Below are 15,896 nucleotides of genomic sequence, written 5' to 3'. Positions count from 1 at the left end.
ATCGATGGCAGGGCGGCGTGGCAGATATTACCCGGCGATAACCCCGGAAATCCTGCTGCGCGCCTATTCCATCGGCCTCTTTCCGATGGCCGAATCCGCCGACGACCCAGAAATCTTCTGGGTCGAACCGGAAATGCGCGGCATCCTGCCGCTCGACGGCTTCCACGTTTCGAAAAGCCTGGCCAAGGCGGCCCGCAAGACGCCGCTCGACATCCGCTTCGACACGGCATTCGAGCGGGTGATCGCCTTCTGCGCCGAGCCCGCCGGCGACCGGCCGAGTACCTGGATCAACTCCACCATCCGCAAGCTCTATATCGAGCTGCACCGCATGGGCCACGCGCATAGCGTCGAGGCCTTCGAGGGCGATGAACTGGTCGGCGGCCTTTATGGCGTTTCGCTCGGCTCCGCCTTCTTCGGGGAGAGCATGTTTTCGAGGCGCACGAACGCTTCCAAGATCTGCCTCGTACATCTTGTCGAGCGGCTTCGGAAAAACGGCTTCACGCTGCTCGACACCCAGTTCACCACCGAACATCTGAAAACGTTCGGCGCGATCGATATCCCCAAGGACGACTATCTCAAGCTTTTGAGAAAAGCGGTCGATTCCCCGCATCTGAAATTCTGAAGGGGAATCAGTTGGTCGCCTTCGGCGGCGGCACGTCGGACTTCTGTTTGCAGCCGGTCAGCCAGACGTCGTAGATCGGATGCTCGACGGCATTGAGGCCGGGGCTGTCGGCGAACATCCAGCCGGTGAAGATCCGGCGGATCTTGCGGTCAAGGGTGATCTCATCGACTTCCACAAAACCATCGATCTTCTGGGCTTCCGTCTCGTCGCGGGAATAACAAACTTTTGGCGTCACCTGCAGCGCGCCGTATTGAACGGTCTCGTTGACATAGACGTCGAATGTAGTGATGCGGCCGGTGATCTTGTCGATGCCGGCAAAGACCGCGACCGGATTATTCAGCCGCGCTGCAGACACACCATCCGCCGCAAGCACGGATGCAAGCGCGATCAATGCGCCGACCATTGGCTTGCGTGGAAAAACCGTCATCAATCCCATTATGCTTCCCGTCCCGGCGATCCCGTCGGCGTCGAGACCTAGAGTGCGATTGTGGCCAAAACAGGTGTCAGTTGCCGGGCGTCCAGGCATCGTAATCGCCTGTGACGCGGGGGCGTTCGCCGGTGGCGGCAAGCGAGCCCTGCGGGTGATAGGCAAGCGGCGTGCCGGTGGCATTCAGCTTGTGCGCCTTTTCCCATTCCCGAGCCTTGTAATCCTCCTGCGACGGAGCAACGTCGGTGCGATAATGCATCCAGCCATGCCAGCCCGGCCCGATTGCGGAAGCTTCTGCGTAATTCTTATAGATCACCCAACGCTTCGGCTTGCCCCAGGAAGTCATCGGGCCTTCGTAATAGATGTTGCCGAGCTCGTCTTCGCCGACCTTCTTGCCGAAGCGCCAGGTGAAGAACCGGGTGCCCATGGTCTGTCCGTTCCACCAGGTGAAGATCTGCAGCAGGAGGTTTTTCATGGATGTTCCGTCGGCTTGGCAAACAGGATGACGATCAAAGTGGTTGATCCGCTTATGCCGCTTGACGCCTTCGATGTCCAGTGATTCCAAATGTCGCGCACGGTCATTTGAGCTTCATCTTGAAGCCGAAATGGCTTCTGGCGAAGCCGAGCCGCTCATAGAAGCGATGCGCGTCGGTGCGGGCCATGTTGGAGGTGAGTGCGACCTGGCGGCAACCGCGGCGCCTGGCTTCCTCGATCGCATGATGGATCATCTGACCGCCGATGCCCTTGCCGCGCATGTCGCCGCGCGTCTGCACCGCCTCGATGATCATCGACAGCGATCCCCGACCCGTCAGCGTGCGATTGAAGAGGATCTGGAACGTGCCGACCACTTCGCCTTCCAGTTCGGCAACGAAAAGCTGCTCGTTCTGCGAGGCATCGATGACGTTGAAGGCGCGCAGGTAGTCGTCGAAGGCGCCCTCGTCCGTCGTGTCGCCATGGCCGCCGATATCATCTGCGGCAAACAGGTCGATGAGCTCGGGAAGATCGGCTTGCCGCGCTCTGCGGATGACGATGTCGGCCATGCAAAAAGTCCTCCTCGGGTGGGTCAGCGCAACTCCAGCCGCTTCTCCATGATGATCGCCGGCAGGCCGGAATTGGGGGCACCCCACTCCTCCATCCTGTCGACCTCGGAAAACCCGAGCCTCTCGTAGAAGGACATCGCGCGGACGTTCGGCAGCGCCACCTCGACCCGCATGATCTCGGCATCCGGAAAACAGGTTTCGAGTTCGGCGAAGATATCGCGGCCAATGCCCTCGTTCTGGCAGGACGGCTTGACGTAGAGCTGGTGCAGCATCGCCGTCTTCACCATCTTCGGATACATGGCAGCATAACCGATGCCGCCGATATCCTTGCCGTTGTCGGCGACCAGGAATTCGCCGCCGCGCTTCTGGATACGCGCCTTGACGGCGCCTGGAGAATGCCAGCCGTCGACCATCCTCCTGACCTTGTCGGCCCCGTAGAACGGATCGTAGGTATCGTGAAAGGTCGCCGCCAGCAGGGCGCGGATCTGCTCGACGTCAGCTTCACCGGCGGTGCGGACGAAGTAGACCATGGGGCCTACTCCTCTTCGATCCCGAGCTTCGCCTTGACCAGTGCCTGGACGGCCTGCGGATTGGCCTTGCCGCCGGTCGACTTCATCACCTGGCCGACAAACCAGCCGGCGAGCGTGGGCTTGGCCTTGACCTTGGCGACCTGGTCCGGATTGGCAGCGATGATCTCGTCGACAGCGGCCTCGATCGCGCCGGTATCGGTGACCTGCTTCATGCCGCGGCTCTCGACGAGTTCGGCCGGGTCACCGCCTTCGTTGAGCACGATCTCGAACAGGTCCTTGGCGATCTTGCCGGAGATTGTTTCGGCCTTGATGAGGTCGATGATGCTGCCGAGCTGGGCGGGCGAAACCGGAGTCTCTTCAATGTCTTTGCCGGTTCTGTTCAAGGCGCCGAGCAGGTCGTTGATGACCCAGTTGGCCGCCGTCTTGCCGTCGCGGCCTTCGGCAACCGCCTCGAAATAATCGGCGATCGCCTTTTCGGAGACCAGCACCGAGGCATCGTAGATCGACAGGCCGAGTTCGCGCACGAAACGGGCCTTCTTGTCGTCCGGCAGTTCCGGCAGGTGCTTTTCCAGCTCGGCGATGAAGGCGTCATCGAATTCGAGCGGCAGCAGGTCCGGATCGGGGAAATAACGATAGTCGTGCGCGTCTTCCTTCGAGCGCATCGAACGGGTTTCGCCCTTGTTCGGGTCGAAAAGGCGGGTCTCCTGGTCGATCGAGCCGCCGTCTTCGAGAATGCCGATCTGGCGGCGGGCTTCGTATTCGATCGCCTGGCCGATGAAGCGGATTGAGTTGACGTTCTTGATCTCGCAACGGGTGCCGAATTCACCGCCGGGCTTGCGCACCGAGACGTTGACGTCGGCGCGCATCGAGCCTTCGTCCATGTTGCCGTCGCAGGTGCCGAGGTAGCGCACGATCGAGCGAAGCTTGGTCATGTAGGCCTTGGCTTCGTCGGAAGAGCGCATATCGGGCTTGGAGACGATCTCCATCAGAGCGACGCCGGAGCGGTTCAGGTCCACATAGGACATGGTCGGATGCTGGTCGTGCATCGACTTGCCGGCATCCTGTTCGAGATGCAGTCGCTCAATGCCGATCTCGATATCCTCGAACTGACCCTGGCGGTCCGGGCCGAGCGAGATGACGATCTTGCCTTCGCCGACGATCGGATCCTTGAACTGGGAGATCTGATAGCCCTGCGGCAGGTCCGGGTAGAAATAGTTCTTGCGGTCGAACAACGAACGCTTGTTGATCGCAGCCTTCAGGCCAAGCCCGGTGCGCACCGCCTGCTTGATGCACTCCTCGTTGATCACGGGAAGCATGCCGGGCATGGCCGCATCGACGAGCGAGACGTTGGAATTCGCCGGCTTGCCGAACTCGGTCGAGGCGCCGGAGAAAAGCTTGGAATTGGAAAGGACCTGAGCGTGCACCTCCATGCCGATGATGACTTCCCAATCGCCGGTGGCACCGGGAATGAAGCGTTTCGGATCGGGCGTGCGGACGTCGACAAGGGTCATCTGATGCTCGTGAAATGGTCTCGATTGCGTTTTCTGGAGGTAGAGCAAATGGCGCGGACGTGCAAGCTTAACCGACGTCTTGAAGCTGGCAGGGCGATCTAGAAGCTCGGCCCGTAAGTATCCGGCGCTTCGAGAACGAGGCGCTTCGAGAGGCCGACCGATTGCACGTCGCGGTCGATCTTCGGGGAATAGCTTGTGGAGAGCCAGTTGATGGAATAGCCCTGCTTTTCGAAAAAGCCAATCGCTTCGGTATTGCGGGCATGGGTCTCGACGCGGGCGACTTCAAAACCCTGGTGGACGATCTCGGCCTCGATCTCGACGAGTAGCGCGCGGCCGAGCCCCTGCCCCTTGAAGGACGGATCGATCCAGAAATCGGAGATCAGTTCGTCGAGTTTTTCACGCGCCGCCCAGCCGGCGACATTGCCGCCCTGCTCGATGACGGTAATGGTCAGCCAGGAGGAGCGCGTGAAATTCTGGAAGGCGGTGCGGGCGCCGGAGCGCATGTCGGTCATCTCGCCGATCGACATCATGGCCTTTTCCCAGGAGCGGAAGCCGATTTCCGCCAGGATATCCACCTCGTCCTCACGCGCATTGCGAATATGGGCCATAACTTCCCCTGTTGCAGCCTCAGTAGACCACTGAGTCTGCGCTTTGACCAGTGCAACATATAGGGCGTTTCCGTCAGGTGCTTGACGACCACGGAAAACCCGCCTAGTGCGGATTTCGTATCGATGGAGTTTTGATGTTCTCTTCCGTAGAGACCCGGTAAGGGGCCGGCCCCGCTCTTATAGCCGCGCCGGCCCAGACAAAAACGAGAACCCCGACGTCACGCGACGCCGGCAACGTTTTTGTGCGCTCGTTCACGAGCGCTTCTCCGGACATCAAGACAATGGATATTTCCCGCGCCGAACAGCGCATCCTCCACCTGCTCGCCCAGGGCGGCAGGATCGAGATCACCCGCGACGACAAAGGCAAGATCGAAAAGCTGCAACTCGTTACCCGCGAAGGCTGGGCCTTTTCAGGCCTCGACCTCGTTACATTTCGAAAGCTCAAGCAGAAGAAGGCGATCAAATCCCAGGGCGGCAGGCCTTACCGCATTACCGAAAGGGGACTGGTGCTGGTGAGGGCCGAGCAGGATAATCGGTAATGAAAACGAAGGCCAGTCTTCTCGATGGAGGCCGGCTTTCCATCCAGCGCAAGCTCTATCCGCCCCAAGAAGACTGAACCCACCTCAGGCCTAAGCGGAAAGCTCGGCGCGCATCGCCGTCCATTCGTCGCCGACCGAGCCAATGCGTCGCTTGCCGGCGCGGCGGTACCAGTAGTTGGCGTTCGAGTCGTCGCCTTCGATGCGGTGGCAGAGAGCGTGGCCCCAGTCGAACGGCTGTTCGCCCTCATGGGCCTGGCAAATCTCGTGCACCGCCTGCCAGTCCGCACCCAGGGTGAAACCATTGGCCGCGAGGCGATCAAAAGCCTCGATCAATCCTGCCAGATCCGTCTTAGCCATGAGCCATCTCCCCGGCGACCGCCCGATGATCGGCGGCCGTCATTTTCCGGATGATCAGTCCGCTTACCACCACTTCGTCGGCGTGAACCGGCCGGCGGCCTGTTCGATGACATGAGCGGTGCGGAATAGGGTTTCTTCCTCGAACGGCTTGCCGATCAGCTGCAGGCCAAGCGGCAGGCCCTTGGCGTCGAGGCCCGCAGGAACGGCGATGCCCGGCAGGCCGGCCATGTTGACCGTCACCGTGAAGATGTCGTTGAGGTACATCTTGACCGGATCCGACGCGAGGTCCTCGTCGGCGATGCCGAAGGCCGACGACGGCGTGGCCGGCGTCAGGATTGCATCGACACCGGCGTCGAAGACAATCTCGAAGTCGCGCTTGATCAGCGTGCGGACTTTTTGCGCCTGCAGGTAATAGGCGTCGTAATAACCGGCCGACAGAACGTAGGTGCCGATCATGATGCGGCGCTTGACCTCGGTGCCGAAACCGGCGGCGCGGGTCTTTTCATACATGTCAACTATGTCCTTGCCGTCGACGCGCAGGCCATAGCGCACGCCGTCGTAACGGGCGAGGTTCGACGAGGCTTCGGCAGGAGCGACGATGTAATAGGCCGGCAGCGCGTATTTGGTGTGCGGCAGGGTGATGTCGACGATCTCGGCACCAGCATCCTTCAGCCAGGCGATGCCCTGAGCCCAAAGTTTCTCGATCTCTTCCGGCATGCCTTCGACGCGGTATTCCTTCGGAATGCCGATCTTCATGCCTTTGAGCGACTGGCCGAGCGAGGCTTCGTAATCCGGCACCGGCAGGTCGACAGAGGTGGTGTCCTTGGCATCGACCGACGCCATCGATCTCAGCATGATCGCCGCATCGCGCACGTCGCGGGCGATCGGGCCAGCCTGGTCGAGCGAGGATGCGAAGGCGACGGTGCCCCAGCGCGAGCAGCGTCCATAGGTCGGCTTGATGCCGACGGTGCCGGTGAAGGCGGCCGGCTGGCGGATCGAGCCACCGGTATCGGTGGCGGTCGCACCGGCGCAGAGGAATGCGGACACCGCAGCGGCAGAACCGCCGGAAGAACCGCCCGGCACGAGCTGCTGGTTGGAACCGTTGGCCCTCCACGGGTTGACTACGGCGCCATAGTGAGAGGTCTCATTGGAGGAGCCCATCGCGAACTCGTCCATGTTGAGCTTGCCGAGCATGACCGCGCCATCATCCCAGAGGTTCTGGGTGACGGTCGATTCGTATTTCGGCAGGAAACCGTCGAGGATATAGCTGCAGGCCTGGGTGTGGACGTCGCGGGTGGCGAACAGGTCCTTGATGCCGAGCGGAATGCCTTCCAGCGCGCCGACCTGGCCCGCGGCGCGGCGCGCGTCGGAAGCCTTCGCCATGCCGAGCGCCTTTTCCGGCGTCACGGCGACATAGGCATTGAACACCGAGTTGGCGGCGTCGATCGCGGAAAGATAGGCCTCAGTCAGCTCCACCGAGGTGAATTCCCTGGCTTTGAGCTTTTCGCGGGCTTCGGCAATGGTGAGGCTGGTGAGTTCGGTCATGGGCTCTTCAAACGGTTCGAATACGAGGGAAGGTTCGGCGGGGCGCTATTCAGCGCTCACTCGACGACCTTCGGCACCAGGAAAAAATTGTGGTCGGTAGACGGCGCATTGGCGACGATATCGTCGGCCTTGTCGCCGTCGGTGACGGCGTCGGTGCGCTTGCGCATGTTCATCGGGGTCACCGATGTCATCGGCTCGACACCCGTGACATCGACTTCGGAAAGCTGCTCGACGAAATTGATGATGCCGTTCAGCTCGCCGACCATGCGATTGGCATCTTCCTCGGTGACCGCAATGCGGGCAAGGCGCGCGACGCGCTTGACGGTGGCGAGATCGACGGACATGGCATAACTCCGATGGGAAATTTCCCCTTCGCTATAATGGCCATGTCCGCCCTTCGCAACAGGGAGCGCGCTTCAATTTGCGAAGGCGCGCCGCCTTAAAGGACGCGATTTAGAAGGTCAGGCCGCCGCCCGGCACCGGCGTCTCGACCCGGGTGCGCGAACCTTCCATGCCCTTGACGAACTTTTCCGGCGTCTGGTCGACGCCCGGCAGGCCATAGTGGCAAGGCAGCGCGTGCTTGAAATCGAAGAAACGCTGGCAGGCGAGCGCAGCGACGGCACCGCCCATGGTGAAACGGTCGCCGATCGGCACGATGCCGATATCCGGCTGGTGCAGTTCGTTGATCAGGGCCATGTCTGAGAAGATGTCGGTATCGCCCATGTGGAGGACGGAGAGTTCGTCGTCGAAATGCAGCATCAGGCCGTTTGCGTTGCCGAGGCAGTGCGAAACGCCGTCTTCGGTCAGCGAGGCAGACGAGTGCAGCGCGTTGGTGAAGGTGGCGGTGAACCCTTCGAAACCGACCGTACCGCCGGTATTGCCCATTTCGAGCTTCTCGACGCCCTTCTTTGCCAGCCAGACGCCGAGGTCATAGTTGGCGAGAACGACGGCACCGGTTTCCTTAGCGATCTGGACCGTATCGCCGACATGGTCGCCATGGCCGTGAGTCAGCAGGATATGAGTCAGCCCTTCGGCGGCGTCCTTGATGTCCTGGCCGGCAAACGCGGGGTTATAGGTCAGGAACGGGTCGACCAGGATCTTGGCCTTGGCGGTCTCGATGCGGAAGGCGGCATGGCCGAGCCAGGTGATCTTCATGGAAAACTCTCCTTCAATATAGTGTGGGATAGTAACGACACATAGCCGATATGAGGCTAAAGGGAAGTGGGACAGAGGGTGGGACAAAACCCGCTTTTGAGACCCTGTTTGGATCCCGAGGATGAAGAACGCATGACAGTGATGACGATCGAGGAACTGGCCGAAGCCCTGCAGCCCGCACAGGCGATTGCCGGCCTAGACCTCGGCACCAAGACGATCGGGCTTGCCATGTCGGATCTCGGCCGGCGCTTCGCCACCCCACGCCCGGTCATCAAACGGGTGAAGTTCACCAAGGATGCCGAAGTGCTGCTCGCTTTTGCCGAAAAGGAGAAGGTGGCGGGCTTCGTCATCGGCCTGCCGACCAACATGGACGGCTCCGCCGGTCCGAGGGTTCAGGCGACACGCGCCTTCGTTCGCTCGATGTCGGAAAAGACCGCCCTGCCCTTCGTCTTCTGGGACGAGCGTCTCTCAACGGTCGCTGCCGAACGGGCGCTTCTGGAAATGGACGTATCGCGGGCGAAGCGTGCCGAGCGGATCGATTCCGCCGCGGCGAGCTTCATTCTTCAGGGAGCGCTCGACAGGCTCTCTTCGCTTGGCAGGGAGACCGATTTCGCAAGCTGACGCTTCTGCCACCAGGCGGCGATCTCGCGGCGCTTGCGGAAGGCGACGATGGCGAACACGACCAGGCTGTCGAAAACCATGGCACGCGCCACCAAAGGCGGAATGGTTTCCGGCGGAATGCCGAGGATATTGCCGTAGATCTGGAAGACCAGGTCATGGGTCTGGCGGGTTAGCATGAAGAAGCCAAAGCTCATGTCGTAGTAGGAAAGCCCGTACCAGCTGGACAGCAGCAGGACCGGGCCGGCCCACAAAATCAGGAACCACTTCATGCGGTTCTCCCCCTTAGCTCGACGGGATAAACATCCAGGGACACCAGCCATCTCGATAGAGCCATAAGGCTCAGGACCAGTGCGGGAACGGCAATATCAAGTGCCAGCGCCGCGAAGATCGTCGTCATGACAAGCAGCAATGCCCTGCCCCTGATTATGGTTCCCATACGCGGATACTCGGCAAACGTTGTAGTTAACAGTGCGTTAACGTGGAACTTAAGCCCGCAGGGATTTGCCGCAACGGAAACCGGGGGAGATGGTTAATTTCGCAAGTGTGCCTGTGGATAGAGCAGGTCAGGCTGCCGGCGATTTGGGCTTCTTCGGAATATACGGACCACCGGTTTCGCCCCACCCCCATTCGGGCATCGGCGCATGCTCGTAAACCTTGGCTCCAGGCTGCGAATTGACGACCGCAAGCCGCGTTCCCCATTCGAGATAGCCGACCAGTGCGGATGTGAACTCCGGATCTGCCGGAAGTTCGAGATCCGTATAGGTGTCGAGCAGAATATTGATCCATCGCCGGCGCATCGGCTCGGTCAGATGTCTTTCAAGATGATGGCGTACCATCGCCGGATGACCGCCGCGTTGTTCCGAATAGAGTTTCGGTCCGCCAATGACCTCGGCAATGAACATTGCAACATGCTCGGGATGGTTCTTGTCCATGCCGGCAAAGACGGGCCCGAGCAGGTCATCCGCCGGGACGCGACGATAGAACTCCGTCGTTAGCCGCAGCAGCGCATCGAAGCCGCCGATCCATTCATATAGCGTCGGTACGGTCATGGTCGTTCCCTCGTCTTCCGAAGAGATATGAGGCGGACGTCATGGCTTCAAGACTTGGGCGCCGATCAGCCGTAGATCGCGCGAACCAGGCGGCGGAGCGCGTTGCCGACCTTGTCCCAGTCCTTCTCGGTTTTCAGCGCCAGACCGGCGAACTGGCCGCTGACGGCGGCCGATATCACCAGGTGCTGGATCGCCGCAAACAGCAGCGCATTGGTGGTCGCGGCATCGACGCCCTTCGGCGGCGTCAGCGAGCCCCGCATCTTCTCGAGCCATTTGCCGAGCGCCTTGGTGCGCGCCTCCGACAGCCGGCGGACCTGCGGCGTGTCCTGCGAGACCTCCCAGGCGACGATCTTGCAGACCAGCGGATCGTCGCGCAGCGCTTCCATGAAATAGATGGAGAGCTTCTCCATCAGGTCGCCATAGGTCAGCAGGAACATGCCGCCGGTATCTTCCGGGATGCGATCCTTGACCCAGGTGCCGAGATCGGCGCCGATCGCCTCGATCAGCCCGTCGAGACCGCCATAATATCGATAGATGAGTTGTTTGTCGCAGCCGGCGCGGCGCGCCACGGCGTTGATGCCGAAACCCTGGAACCCCTGTTCGGCGAGCAGCGCCCGGGCGGCCAGGAAGATCGCCCGCTCGGTGCCGGCGCGGCTGCGCACTTTCGCGACCGAACCTTCTTGCGCTGTGACTTCAGGGATCTGGAGCATTTTCCGCCTGTTTCGGTTTCGTCTTGACCCACCGCGATAGTCGGTGGCTTCCGCTGCCGCAAGCTGTCTCCGTCGCCATGCACAGGATTGCGCGCGCCGCACTTGAATTCGCGGGCTCTTACATTGCACTATCGGCGTGGGAGGGCTAACGAGATCGTAGTCTCCCACCGACGTGCCCTCCTCCATGCTCATCGTCTTCCAAAGCGTTCTGCCGATTTTCCTGCTGGTTCTCCTCGGCATGGGATTAAAACGCGCGCCCATCATCAATGCCGATTTTTGGGACGGGCTCGAACAGTGCAGTTACTGGGTGCTGTTTCCGGCCCTGTTGTTCTCGACCATGGCCAAGGCGGATTTTTCGAATACCGAAAACCTGACGGTCAGTTTCGCGGCGATCGTTTCTGTCCTGGTAATGTCGGGCGGCTTGCTGTTGGCGTGGCCGCTGCTGCGGAACCTGCGCGTCGGCGGACCGGCCTATACCTCGCTGTTCCAGACCGCGACGCGCTGGAACGCCTTCATGGCGCTGGCGATCGCCGCAAAGACCTACGGCCAGCAGGGCCTGACCATGGTTGGCCTGGTGATGGCGGCGATCATCATCCCGCTCAACTTCATCAACGTGACGGTGCTGCTATGGTTCTCCGGCCACGACCGGAACTACAAGGCCATTCTCTATAGAGTCTGCACCAATCCGCTGATCCTCTCGACGGCGCTCGGCATTGTCGTCAACCTCATCGGCATTCCGATCTATGAGCCAGTGATGGTGGCGGTCGACCTTTTGTCGCAGGCCTCGCTCAGCCTCGGCCTGATCACGGTCGGCGCGGGCCTGCGGGTCATGGACGCGCTCAAGCCGAGACCGATCACGTTGCTTGCCGTCTTCCTGAAGCTGATCGGTTTCCCAGTCGTTGCCGTCGGTGTCGGTGCGCTGTGCGGGGTCCAGGGCAACGGCCTCGTCCTCCTGGCACTGAGTGCCGCGGTGCCGACCGCGATGAACGGTTATCTGCTTGCAAAGCAGCTGAATGGCGATGCGGACATGTATGCGGCGGCGGCAACCCTGCAGGTCGTCGCCTCGTTCCTCACCATTCCGGCCGTGATGACAGTCGTCGCCTACGTCGCGGCTGGATAAAGCAGGTCGACGATATAGCGGGCGTCGAACCGGGCATCGAGCATGCCATAAGTCGAGCGCCAGCCGCCGGCGAGCCGCGTTTCCAGGAAAGCATCGGCGATCTTGCCGGCGCCGAGCCGCACCAGTTCGGCTGCCGCAGCCGCAAGTGCCAGCTGTTCTACCAGAAGCCGGGCAGCGCCCTCGTCGGTTTCGCAGAGCGCCATGGCGGCGCGCAGCACTTCGACCGTCTTTTTGCCCGCAGGACCAAGATCCCGTTCGAAACCGGCAAGCACGTTGTTGAACAGGTCCCGCCCGCGCGACAGGACCCGGAGCACGTCGAGCGCCATCACGTTGCCGGAACCTTCCCAGATCGCGTTGACCGGAGCCTCGCGGTAGTGCCGGGCGATCGGCCGTTCCTCGATATAGCCGTTGCCGCCGATGCACTCCATCGCTTCGTAGATCAGCGACGGCGCAATCTTGCAGTTCCAGTATTTGATGACCGGCGTCATGACCCGGGCAAAAGCCGCGTCGGCCGGATTGCTGGCGGCGCGATCGAAGGAATCGGCGAGCCTGAAAGCGAGCGCTGTCGCGGCAGCCACGTCGAGCGCCATGTCGGCGAGCACGCGCGTCATCAGCGGCTGATCGACGAGCTTCTTGCCGAACACACTGCGGCCACGGGTGTGGTGGACCGCTTCGGCAAGCGACGCACGCATGATGCCGGCGGATGCCAGCGCGCAATCGAGCCGTGTCAGCGTCACCATGTCGAGAATGGTGCGGATGCCGCCGCCCGGTTCGCCAAGCAGATAACCGAAGGCATCGGTGAATTCGACTTCGGAGGACGCGTTCGAGCGATTGCCGAGCTTGTCCTTCAGGCGCTGGAACTGCAGGCCGTTCGCCGACCCGTCTTCGAGCAGCCGCGGCACCAGGAAGCAGCCGATCCCATCGCCGGTCTTGGCCAGCATCACGAAACCGTCGCTCATCGGAGCCGACATGAACCACTTGTGGCCGGAGAGCCGGTAGATGCCCTCGCCGACGCGTTCGGCGGTCGAGCGGTTGGCGCGCACGTCGGTTCCGCCCTGCTTCTCGGTCATGCCCATGCCGAGCGTCACCGCGCTCTTCTGCAAGGCAGGGCGATTCGTCGAATCGTATTTGCGCGACAGGATTTTTGGCGCCCATTCCTTCTGGACGCGCGGCGAGGCCATCAGCGCGGCAATCGAGGCGCTGGTCATGGTCAGCGGGCACAAATGGCCGCATTCGAGCTGCGCCGACAGATAGAATCGCGTCGCCCGCGCCTTGTGCTCGTGGCCCTTGGCTTCCGGGATGTTTTCCCAGACGGAGGAATGCAGGCCGGTCTGCATCGAACGGCGCATCAGCGCATGCCACGCCGGGTGGAACTCGACGACGTCAAGCCGCTCGCCGCGCGGGCCATGGGTCTTCAGCTTCGGCGGGTTCTCGTTCGCCATGCGCGCCAGTTCCTGCGCCTCCGGCGAGGTGACGTAACGGCCGAGCTGGTCGTATTCCTCGCGGATGGTCCGGTTCAGCGTGCTCGTCAGGTCGACGACCAGCGGATCGGATCGGTAGGCATTGATGCCGGACCAGGGTTTTGGCTGGTTCAGTTCGGCAAATTTTTCTTCGGCGCGCGACATCTGGTTCATGAAACGGGTTCTAGCGGAAGTTACCGGGCCTGGGAACGGCGCCCGTTCAGGATTTCTGGCGTTCTCAACAAAAGGCCGCACCCGCGTCGAGAAACCGCTGTGAGCGACAATGGACAAACAAGCAGTGAGATAAGTCCCGCGCCCGCTTGCAGCGGTTGTCGGCAGTCATTATAGACCGCCGAACGCAAGCGGAGACGTGTCCATGGTCTTCTTCCCTCATCGCCATCTGATTGGCATCAAGGGCCTTACCGAACAAGACATCACCTTTCTTCTCGACAAGGCCGACGAGGCTGTGAAGATTTCCAGGCAGCGGGAGAAAAAGACCTCCACGCTGCGCGGGCTGACCCAGATCAATCTGTTCTTCGAAGCATCCACCCGTACGCAATCGTCCTTCGAGCTCGCCGGCAAACGCCTGGGCGCCGACGTGATGAACATGTCGGTCGGCAATTCCTCGGTCAAAAAGGGCGAGACGCTGATCGATACGGCGATGACGCTCAATGCCATGCGCCCGGACGTGCTCGTGCTGCGCCATTCCTCGGCCGGTGCCGCCGCACTTCTGGCGCAAAAGGTCGCCTGCTCCGTGATCAATGCCGGCGACGGTCAGCACGAACATCCGACCCAGGCGCTGCTCGACGCGCTGACCATCCGCCGCGCCAGGGGCAAGCTGTCGCGCATCATCGTCGCTATTTGCGGCGACGTGCTGCATTCGCGCGTCGCTCGCTCGAACATTCTTCTGCTCAACGCCATGGGCGCGCACGTTCGCGTGGTGGCGCCTTCGACGCTGCTGCCCTCCGGCATCAGGGACATGGGCGTCGAGGTCTTCCACTCGATGGAAGAAGGTCTCAAGGATGCCGACGTGGTGATGATGCTGCGCCTGCAGCGCGAGCGCATGGCCGGCGCCTTCGTGCCGTCGGTGCGCGAATATTTCCGCTTCTACGGGCTCGACGCCGAAAAGCTTAAGGCCGCCAAGCCGGATGCGCTCGTCATGCATCCCGGCCCGATGAACCGCGGCGTCGAGATCGCCTCCGAAGTCGCCGATGGCCCGCAGAGCGTCATCGAGCAACAGGTGGAAATGGGGGTCGCGGTCCGCATGGCCGTGATGGAGGCCCTGCTCGTCTCCCAGAACCAGGGAGAGCGCGCATGACCCCGACCGTCCTCAAGAACCTCCGCATCATCGACCCGTCGCGCAATCTCGACGAGACCGGCACGATCATCATCGGCGCTGACGGCCGTATCCTTGCCGCCGGCAAGCAAGCCCAGAACCAGGGCGCGCCGGAAGGTGCTGATATCCGGGACTGCAAGGGCCTCGTGGCAACGCCGGGCCTGGTCGATGCCCGCGTCTATGTCGGCGAACCGGGCGCCGAGCACACTGAGACGATCGAATCGGCAAGCCGGGCGGCGGCGGCCGGCGGCATTACCTCCTTCATCATGATGCCCGACACCGACCCTGTGATCGACGATATCGCGCTGGTCGAATTCGTGCAGAAGGCGGCCCGCGACAAGGCCGTCGTCAACGTCCATCCCGCCGCCGCCCTCACCAAGGGGCTGGCTGGCAAGGAGATGACCGAGATCGGCCTGCTGCAGCAGTCGGGCGCCGTCGCCTTCACCAACGGCCGGCATGGGCTTTCCGATACGCTACTCCTGCGCCGGGTGATGACCTATGCGCGCGAATTCGATGCGGTCGTCTCTCTGGAACTGCGCGAAAAATATCTCGGCAACGGCGTGATGAACGAAGGCCTGTTCGCGAGTTGGCTCGGCCTCTCCGGCGTGCCGAAGGAAGCCGAGATCATCCCGCTCGAACGGGACTTGAGGATCGCCGGCCTGACGCGGGCGAAATATCATGCGGCGAAGATTTCCGTGGCGGAATCGGCCGAAGCGATGCGCGTCGCCCGTTCACGCGGTGCCAACGCCACCTGCGGCGTGTCGATCAACCATCTGGCGCTCAACGAGAACGACATCGGCGAATACCGGACCTTCTTCAAGCTCTCGCCGCCGCTGCGCTCCGAAGACGACCGCGTGGCGATGGCCGATGCGCTCGCCGACGGCACGATCGATATCATCGTCTCCTCGCACGATCCGCAGGACGTCGACACCAAGCGCCTGCCGTTTGCCGATGCCGAGGACGGCGCGATCGGGTTGGAGACGCTGCTCGCCGCAGCGCTGCGCCTGCACCATGACGGTCGCGTGCCGCTGATGCGGCTGATCGATGCGATGTCGACCCGGCCGGCGCAGATCTTCGGGCTTGATGCCGGCACGCTGAAGCCCGGCGCCAAGGCAGATATCACGCTGATCGACCTCGACGAGCCTTGGATCGTTTCGAAGGATATGATCTTGTCGCGGTCGAAGAATACGCCGTTCGAAGACGCGCGATTCTCGGGCCGCGCCGTCGCTACCTATGTGGCCGGCAAGTGCGTCTACACGCTTTAAG

20 protein-coding genes are annotated in these 15,896 nt (G+C 61.9%); 6 read left to right on the top strand and 14 right to left on the bottom strand.

What is annotated here, in order from left to right:
* Window positions 1-4 precede the first annotated feature (4 nt).
* Window positions 5-622: a leucyl/phenylalanyl-tRNA--protein transferase gene (gene aat / locus ACZ9IU_RS08660; protein WP_038542077.1), complete on the top strand. Its 618-nt coding sequence runs from the start codon at window positions 5-7 to the stop codon at window positions 620-622.
* Window positions 623-629: 7 nt separating this feature from the next.
* On the opposite strand, the gene ACZ9IU_RS08655 is transcribed toward aat, so the two are convergent.
* From ACZ9IU_RS08655 to ACZ9IU_RS08630, 6 genes are all read right to left on the bottom strand, one after another.
* Window positions 630-1,049, bottom strand: a complete 420-nt coding sequence (locus ACZ9IU_RS08655; RefSeq protein WP_037081092.1) for a DUF2155 domain-containing protein — start codon at window positions 1,047-1,049, stop codon at window positions 630-632.
* 76 nt (window positions 1,050-1,125) lie between these two features.
* Window positions 1,126-1,524, bottom strand: coding sequence for an NADH:ubiquinone oxidoreductase subunit NDUFA12 (locus tag ACZ9IU_RS08650; RefSeq protein ID WP_038542075.1), 399 nt, complete (start codon window positions 1,522-1,524; stop codon window positions 1,126-1,128).
* A 103-nt stretch (window positions 1,525-1,627) separates the two neighbouring features.
* Window positions 1,628-2,089, bottom strand: a complete 462-nt coding sequence (locus ACZ9IU_RS08645) for a GNAT family N-acetyltransferase (protein WP_038542072.1) — start codon at window positions 2,087-2,089, stop codon at window positions 1,628-1,630.
* A gap of 23 nt (window positions 2,090-2,112) precedes the next feature.
* Entirely contained in the window at window positions 2,113-2,619 is a 507-nt protein-coding gene (locus ACZ9IU_RS08640; protein ID WP_038542070.1) for a GNAT family N-acetyltransferase, read from the bottom strand.
* A 5-nt stretch (window positions 2,620-2,624) separates the two neighbouring features.
* A complete protein-coding gene (gene gatB, locus ACZ9IU_RS08635; RefSeq protein WP_038542068.1) occupies window positions 2,625-4,130 on the bottom strand; it encodes an Asp-tRNA(Asn)/Glu-tRNA(Gln) amidotransferase subunit GatB in 1,506 nt (501 codons plus the stop codon).
* A 98-nt stretch (window positions 4,131-4,228) separates the two neighbouring features.
* Window positions 4,229-4,738 carry a GNAT family N-acetyltransferase gene (locus ACZ9IU_RS08630; RefSeq protein WP_038542067.1) on the bottom strand — a complete coding sequence of 170 codons (510 nt, stop codon included), beginning with the start codon at window positions 4,736-4,738 and terminating at the stop codon, window positions 4,229-4,231.
* A 281-nt stretch (window positions 4,739-5,019) separates the two neighbouring features.
* Between ACZ9IU_RS08630 and ACZ9IU_RS08625 the strand changes: the two genes are divergently transcribed.
* Entirely contained in the window at window positions 5,020-5,277 is a 258-nt protein-coding gene (locus tag ACZ9IU_RS08625; RefSeq protein WP_038542065.1) for a YjhX family toxin, read from the top strand.
* A 90-nt stretch (window positions 5,278-5,367) separates the two neighbouring features.
* Here ACZ9IU_RS08625 and ACZ9IU_RS08620 read toward each other — a convergent pair whose 3' ends face one another.
* The 4 genes from ACZ9IU_RS08620 to ACZ9IU_RS08605 all read right to left on the bottom strand — a co-directional run bounded on the left by ACZ9IU_RS08620 (window position 5,368) and on the right by ACZ9IU_RS08605 (window position 8,334).
* Entirely contained in the window at window positions 5,368-5,634 is a 267-nt protein-coding gene (locus ACZ9IU_RS08620) for a hypothetical protein (RefSeq protein ID WP_038542063.1), read from the bottom strand.
* Between the two features lie 63 nt (window positions 5,635-5,697).
* Window positions 5,698-7,179 carry an Asp-tRNA(Asn)/Glu-tRNA(Gln) amidotransferase subunit GatA gene (gene gatA, locus ACZ9IU_RS08615; protein WP_038542061.1) on the bottom strand — a complete coding sequence of 494 codons (1,482 nt, stop codon included), beginning with the start codon at window positions 7,177-7,179 and terminating at the stop codon, window positions 5,698-5,700.
* 56 nt (window positions 7,180-7,235) lie between these two features.
* On the bottom strand, window positions 7,236-7,523 hold the full coding sequence (gene gatC, locus ACZ9IU_RS08610; protein WP_038542059.1) for an Asp-tRNA(Asn)/Glu-tRNA(Gln) amidotransferase subunit GatC: 288 nt from the start codon (window positions 7,521-7,523) through the stop codon (window positions 7,236-7,238).
* Window positions 7,524-7,632: 109 nt separating this feature from the next.
* The gene (locus ACZ9IU_RS08605) at window positions 7,633-8,334 is read right to left on the bottom strand and encodes a metal-dependent hydrolase (protein ID WP_038542057.1); all 702 of its coding nucleotides are present in this window, start codon (window positions 8,332-8,334) and stop codon (window positions 7,633-7,635) included.
* Between the two features lie 132 nt (window positions 8,335-8,466).
* Between ACZ9IU_RS08605 and ruvX the strand changes: the two genes are divergently transcribed.
* Window positions 8,467-8,955 (top strand): Holliday junction resolvase RuvX, encoded by a 489-nt coding sequence (gene ruvX, locus ACZ9IU_RS08600; protein WP_038549038.1) that lies wholly within the window; start codon window positions 8,467-8,469, stop codon window positions 8,953-8,955.
* On the opposite strand, the gene ACZ9IU_RS08595 is transcribed toward ruvX, so the two are convergent.
* The 3 genes from ACZ9IU_RS08595 to ACZ9IU_RS08585 all read right to left on the bottom strand — a co-directional run bounded on the left by ACZ9IU_RS08595 (window position 8,898) and on the right by ACZ9IU_RS08585 (window position 10,714).
* Window positions 8,898-9,224, bottom strand: coding sequence for a DUF6105 family protein (locus ACZ9IU_RS08595; protein ID WP_038542055.1), 327 nt, complete (start codon window positions 9,222-9,224; stop codon window positions 8,898-8,900). The two genes, ruvX and ACZ9IU_RS08595, sit on opposite strands and share 58 nt — an antisense overlap.
* Window positions 9,225-9,518: 294 nt before the next feature.
* Window positions 9,519-10,004, bottom strand: a complete 486-nt coding sequence (locus ACZ9IU_RS08590; protein ID WP_038542051.1) for a group II truncated hemoglobin — start codon at window positions 10,002-10,004, stop codon at window positions 9,519-9,521.
* A gap of 65 nt (window positions 10,005-10,069) precedes the next feature.
* Window positions 10,070-10,714 (bottom strand): TetR/AcrR family transcriptional regulator, encoded by a 645-nt coding sequence (locus tag ACZ9IU_RS08585; RefSeq protein ID WP_038542049.1) that lies wholly within the window; start codon window positions 10,712-10,714, stop codon window positions 10,070-10,072.
* Window positions 10,715-10,898: 184 nt separating this feature from the next.
* Between ACZ9IU_RS08585 and ACZ9IU_RS08580 the strand changes: the two genes are divergently transcribed.
* A complete protein-coding gene (locus ACZ9IU_RS08580; protein WP_038542047.1) occupies window positions 10,899-11,834 on the top strand; it encodes an AEC family transporter in 936 nt (311 codons plus the stop codon).
* Here ACZ9IU_RS08580 and ACZ9IU_RS08575 read toward each other — a convergent pair.
* Window positions 11,816-13,468 (bottom strand): acyl-CoA dehydrogenase family protein, encoded by a 1,653-nt coding sequence (locus ACZ9IU_RS08575; RefSeq protein ID WP_038542045.1) that lies wholly within the window; start codon window positions 13,466-13,468, stop codon window positions 11,816-11,818. The genes ACZ9IU_RS08580 and ACZ9IU_RS08575 overlap by 19 nt on opposite strands.
* Before the next feature lie 202 nt (window positions 13,469-13,670).
* Between ACZ9IU_RS08575 and ACZ9IU_RS08570 the strand changes: the two genes are divergently transcribed.
* A complete protein-coding gene (locus tag ACZ9IU_RS08570; protein WP_038542043.1) occupies window positions 13,671-14,612 on the top strand; it encodes an aspartate carbamoyltransferase catalytic subunit in 942 nt (313 codons plus the stop codon).
* Window positions 14,609-15,895, top strand: a complete 1,287-nt coding sequence (locus tag ACZ9IU_RS08565) for a dihydroorotase (protein WP_038542041.1) — start codon at window positions 14,609-14,611, stop codon at window positions 15,893-15,895. Before ACZ9IU_RS08570 ends, ACZ9IU_RS08565 begins: the two co-directional genes overlap by 4 nt.
* Window position 15,896 lies beyond the last annotated feature (1 nt).

The sequence above is a fragment of the Mesorhizobium sp. USDA 4132 genome, assembly GCF_056279545.1.
Note: the sequence above shows the minus strand (reverse complement) of the source record. Positions and strands in the feature narration are given on the sequence as shown.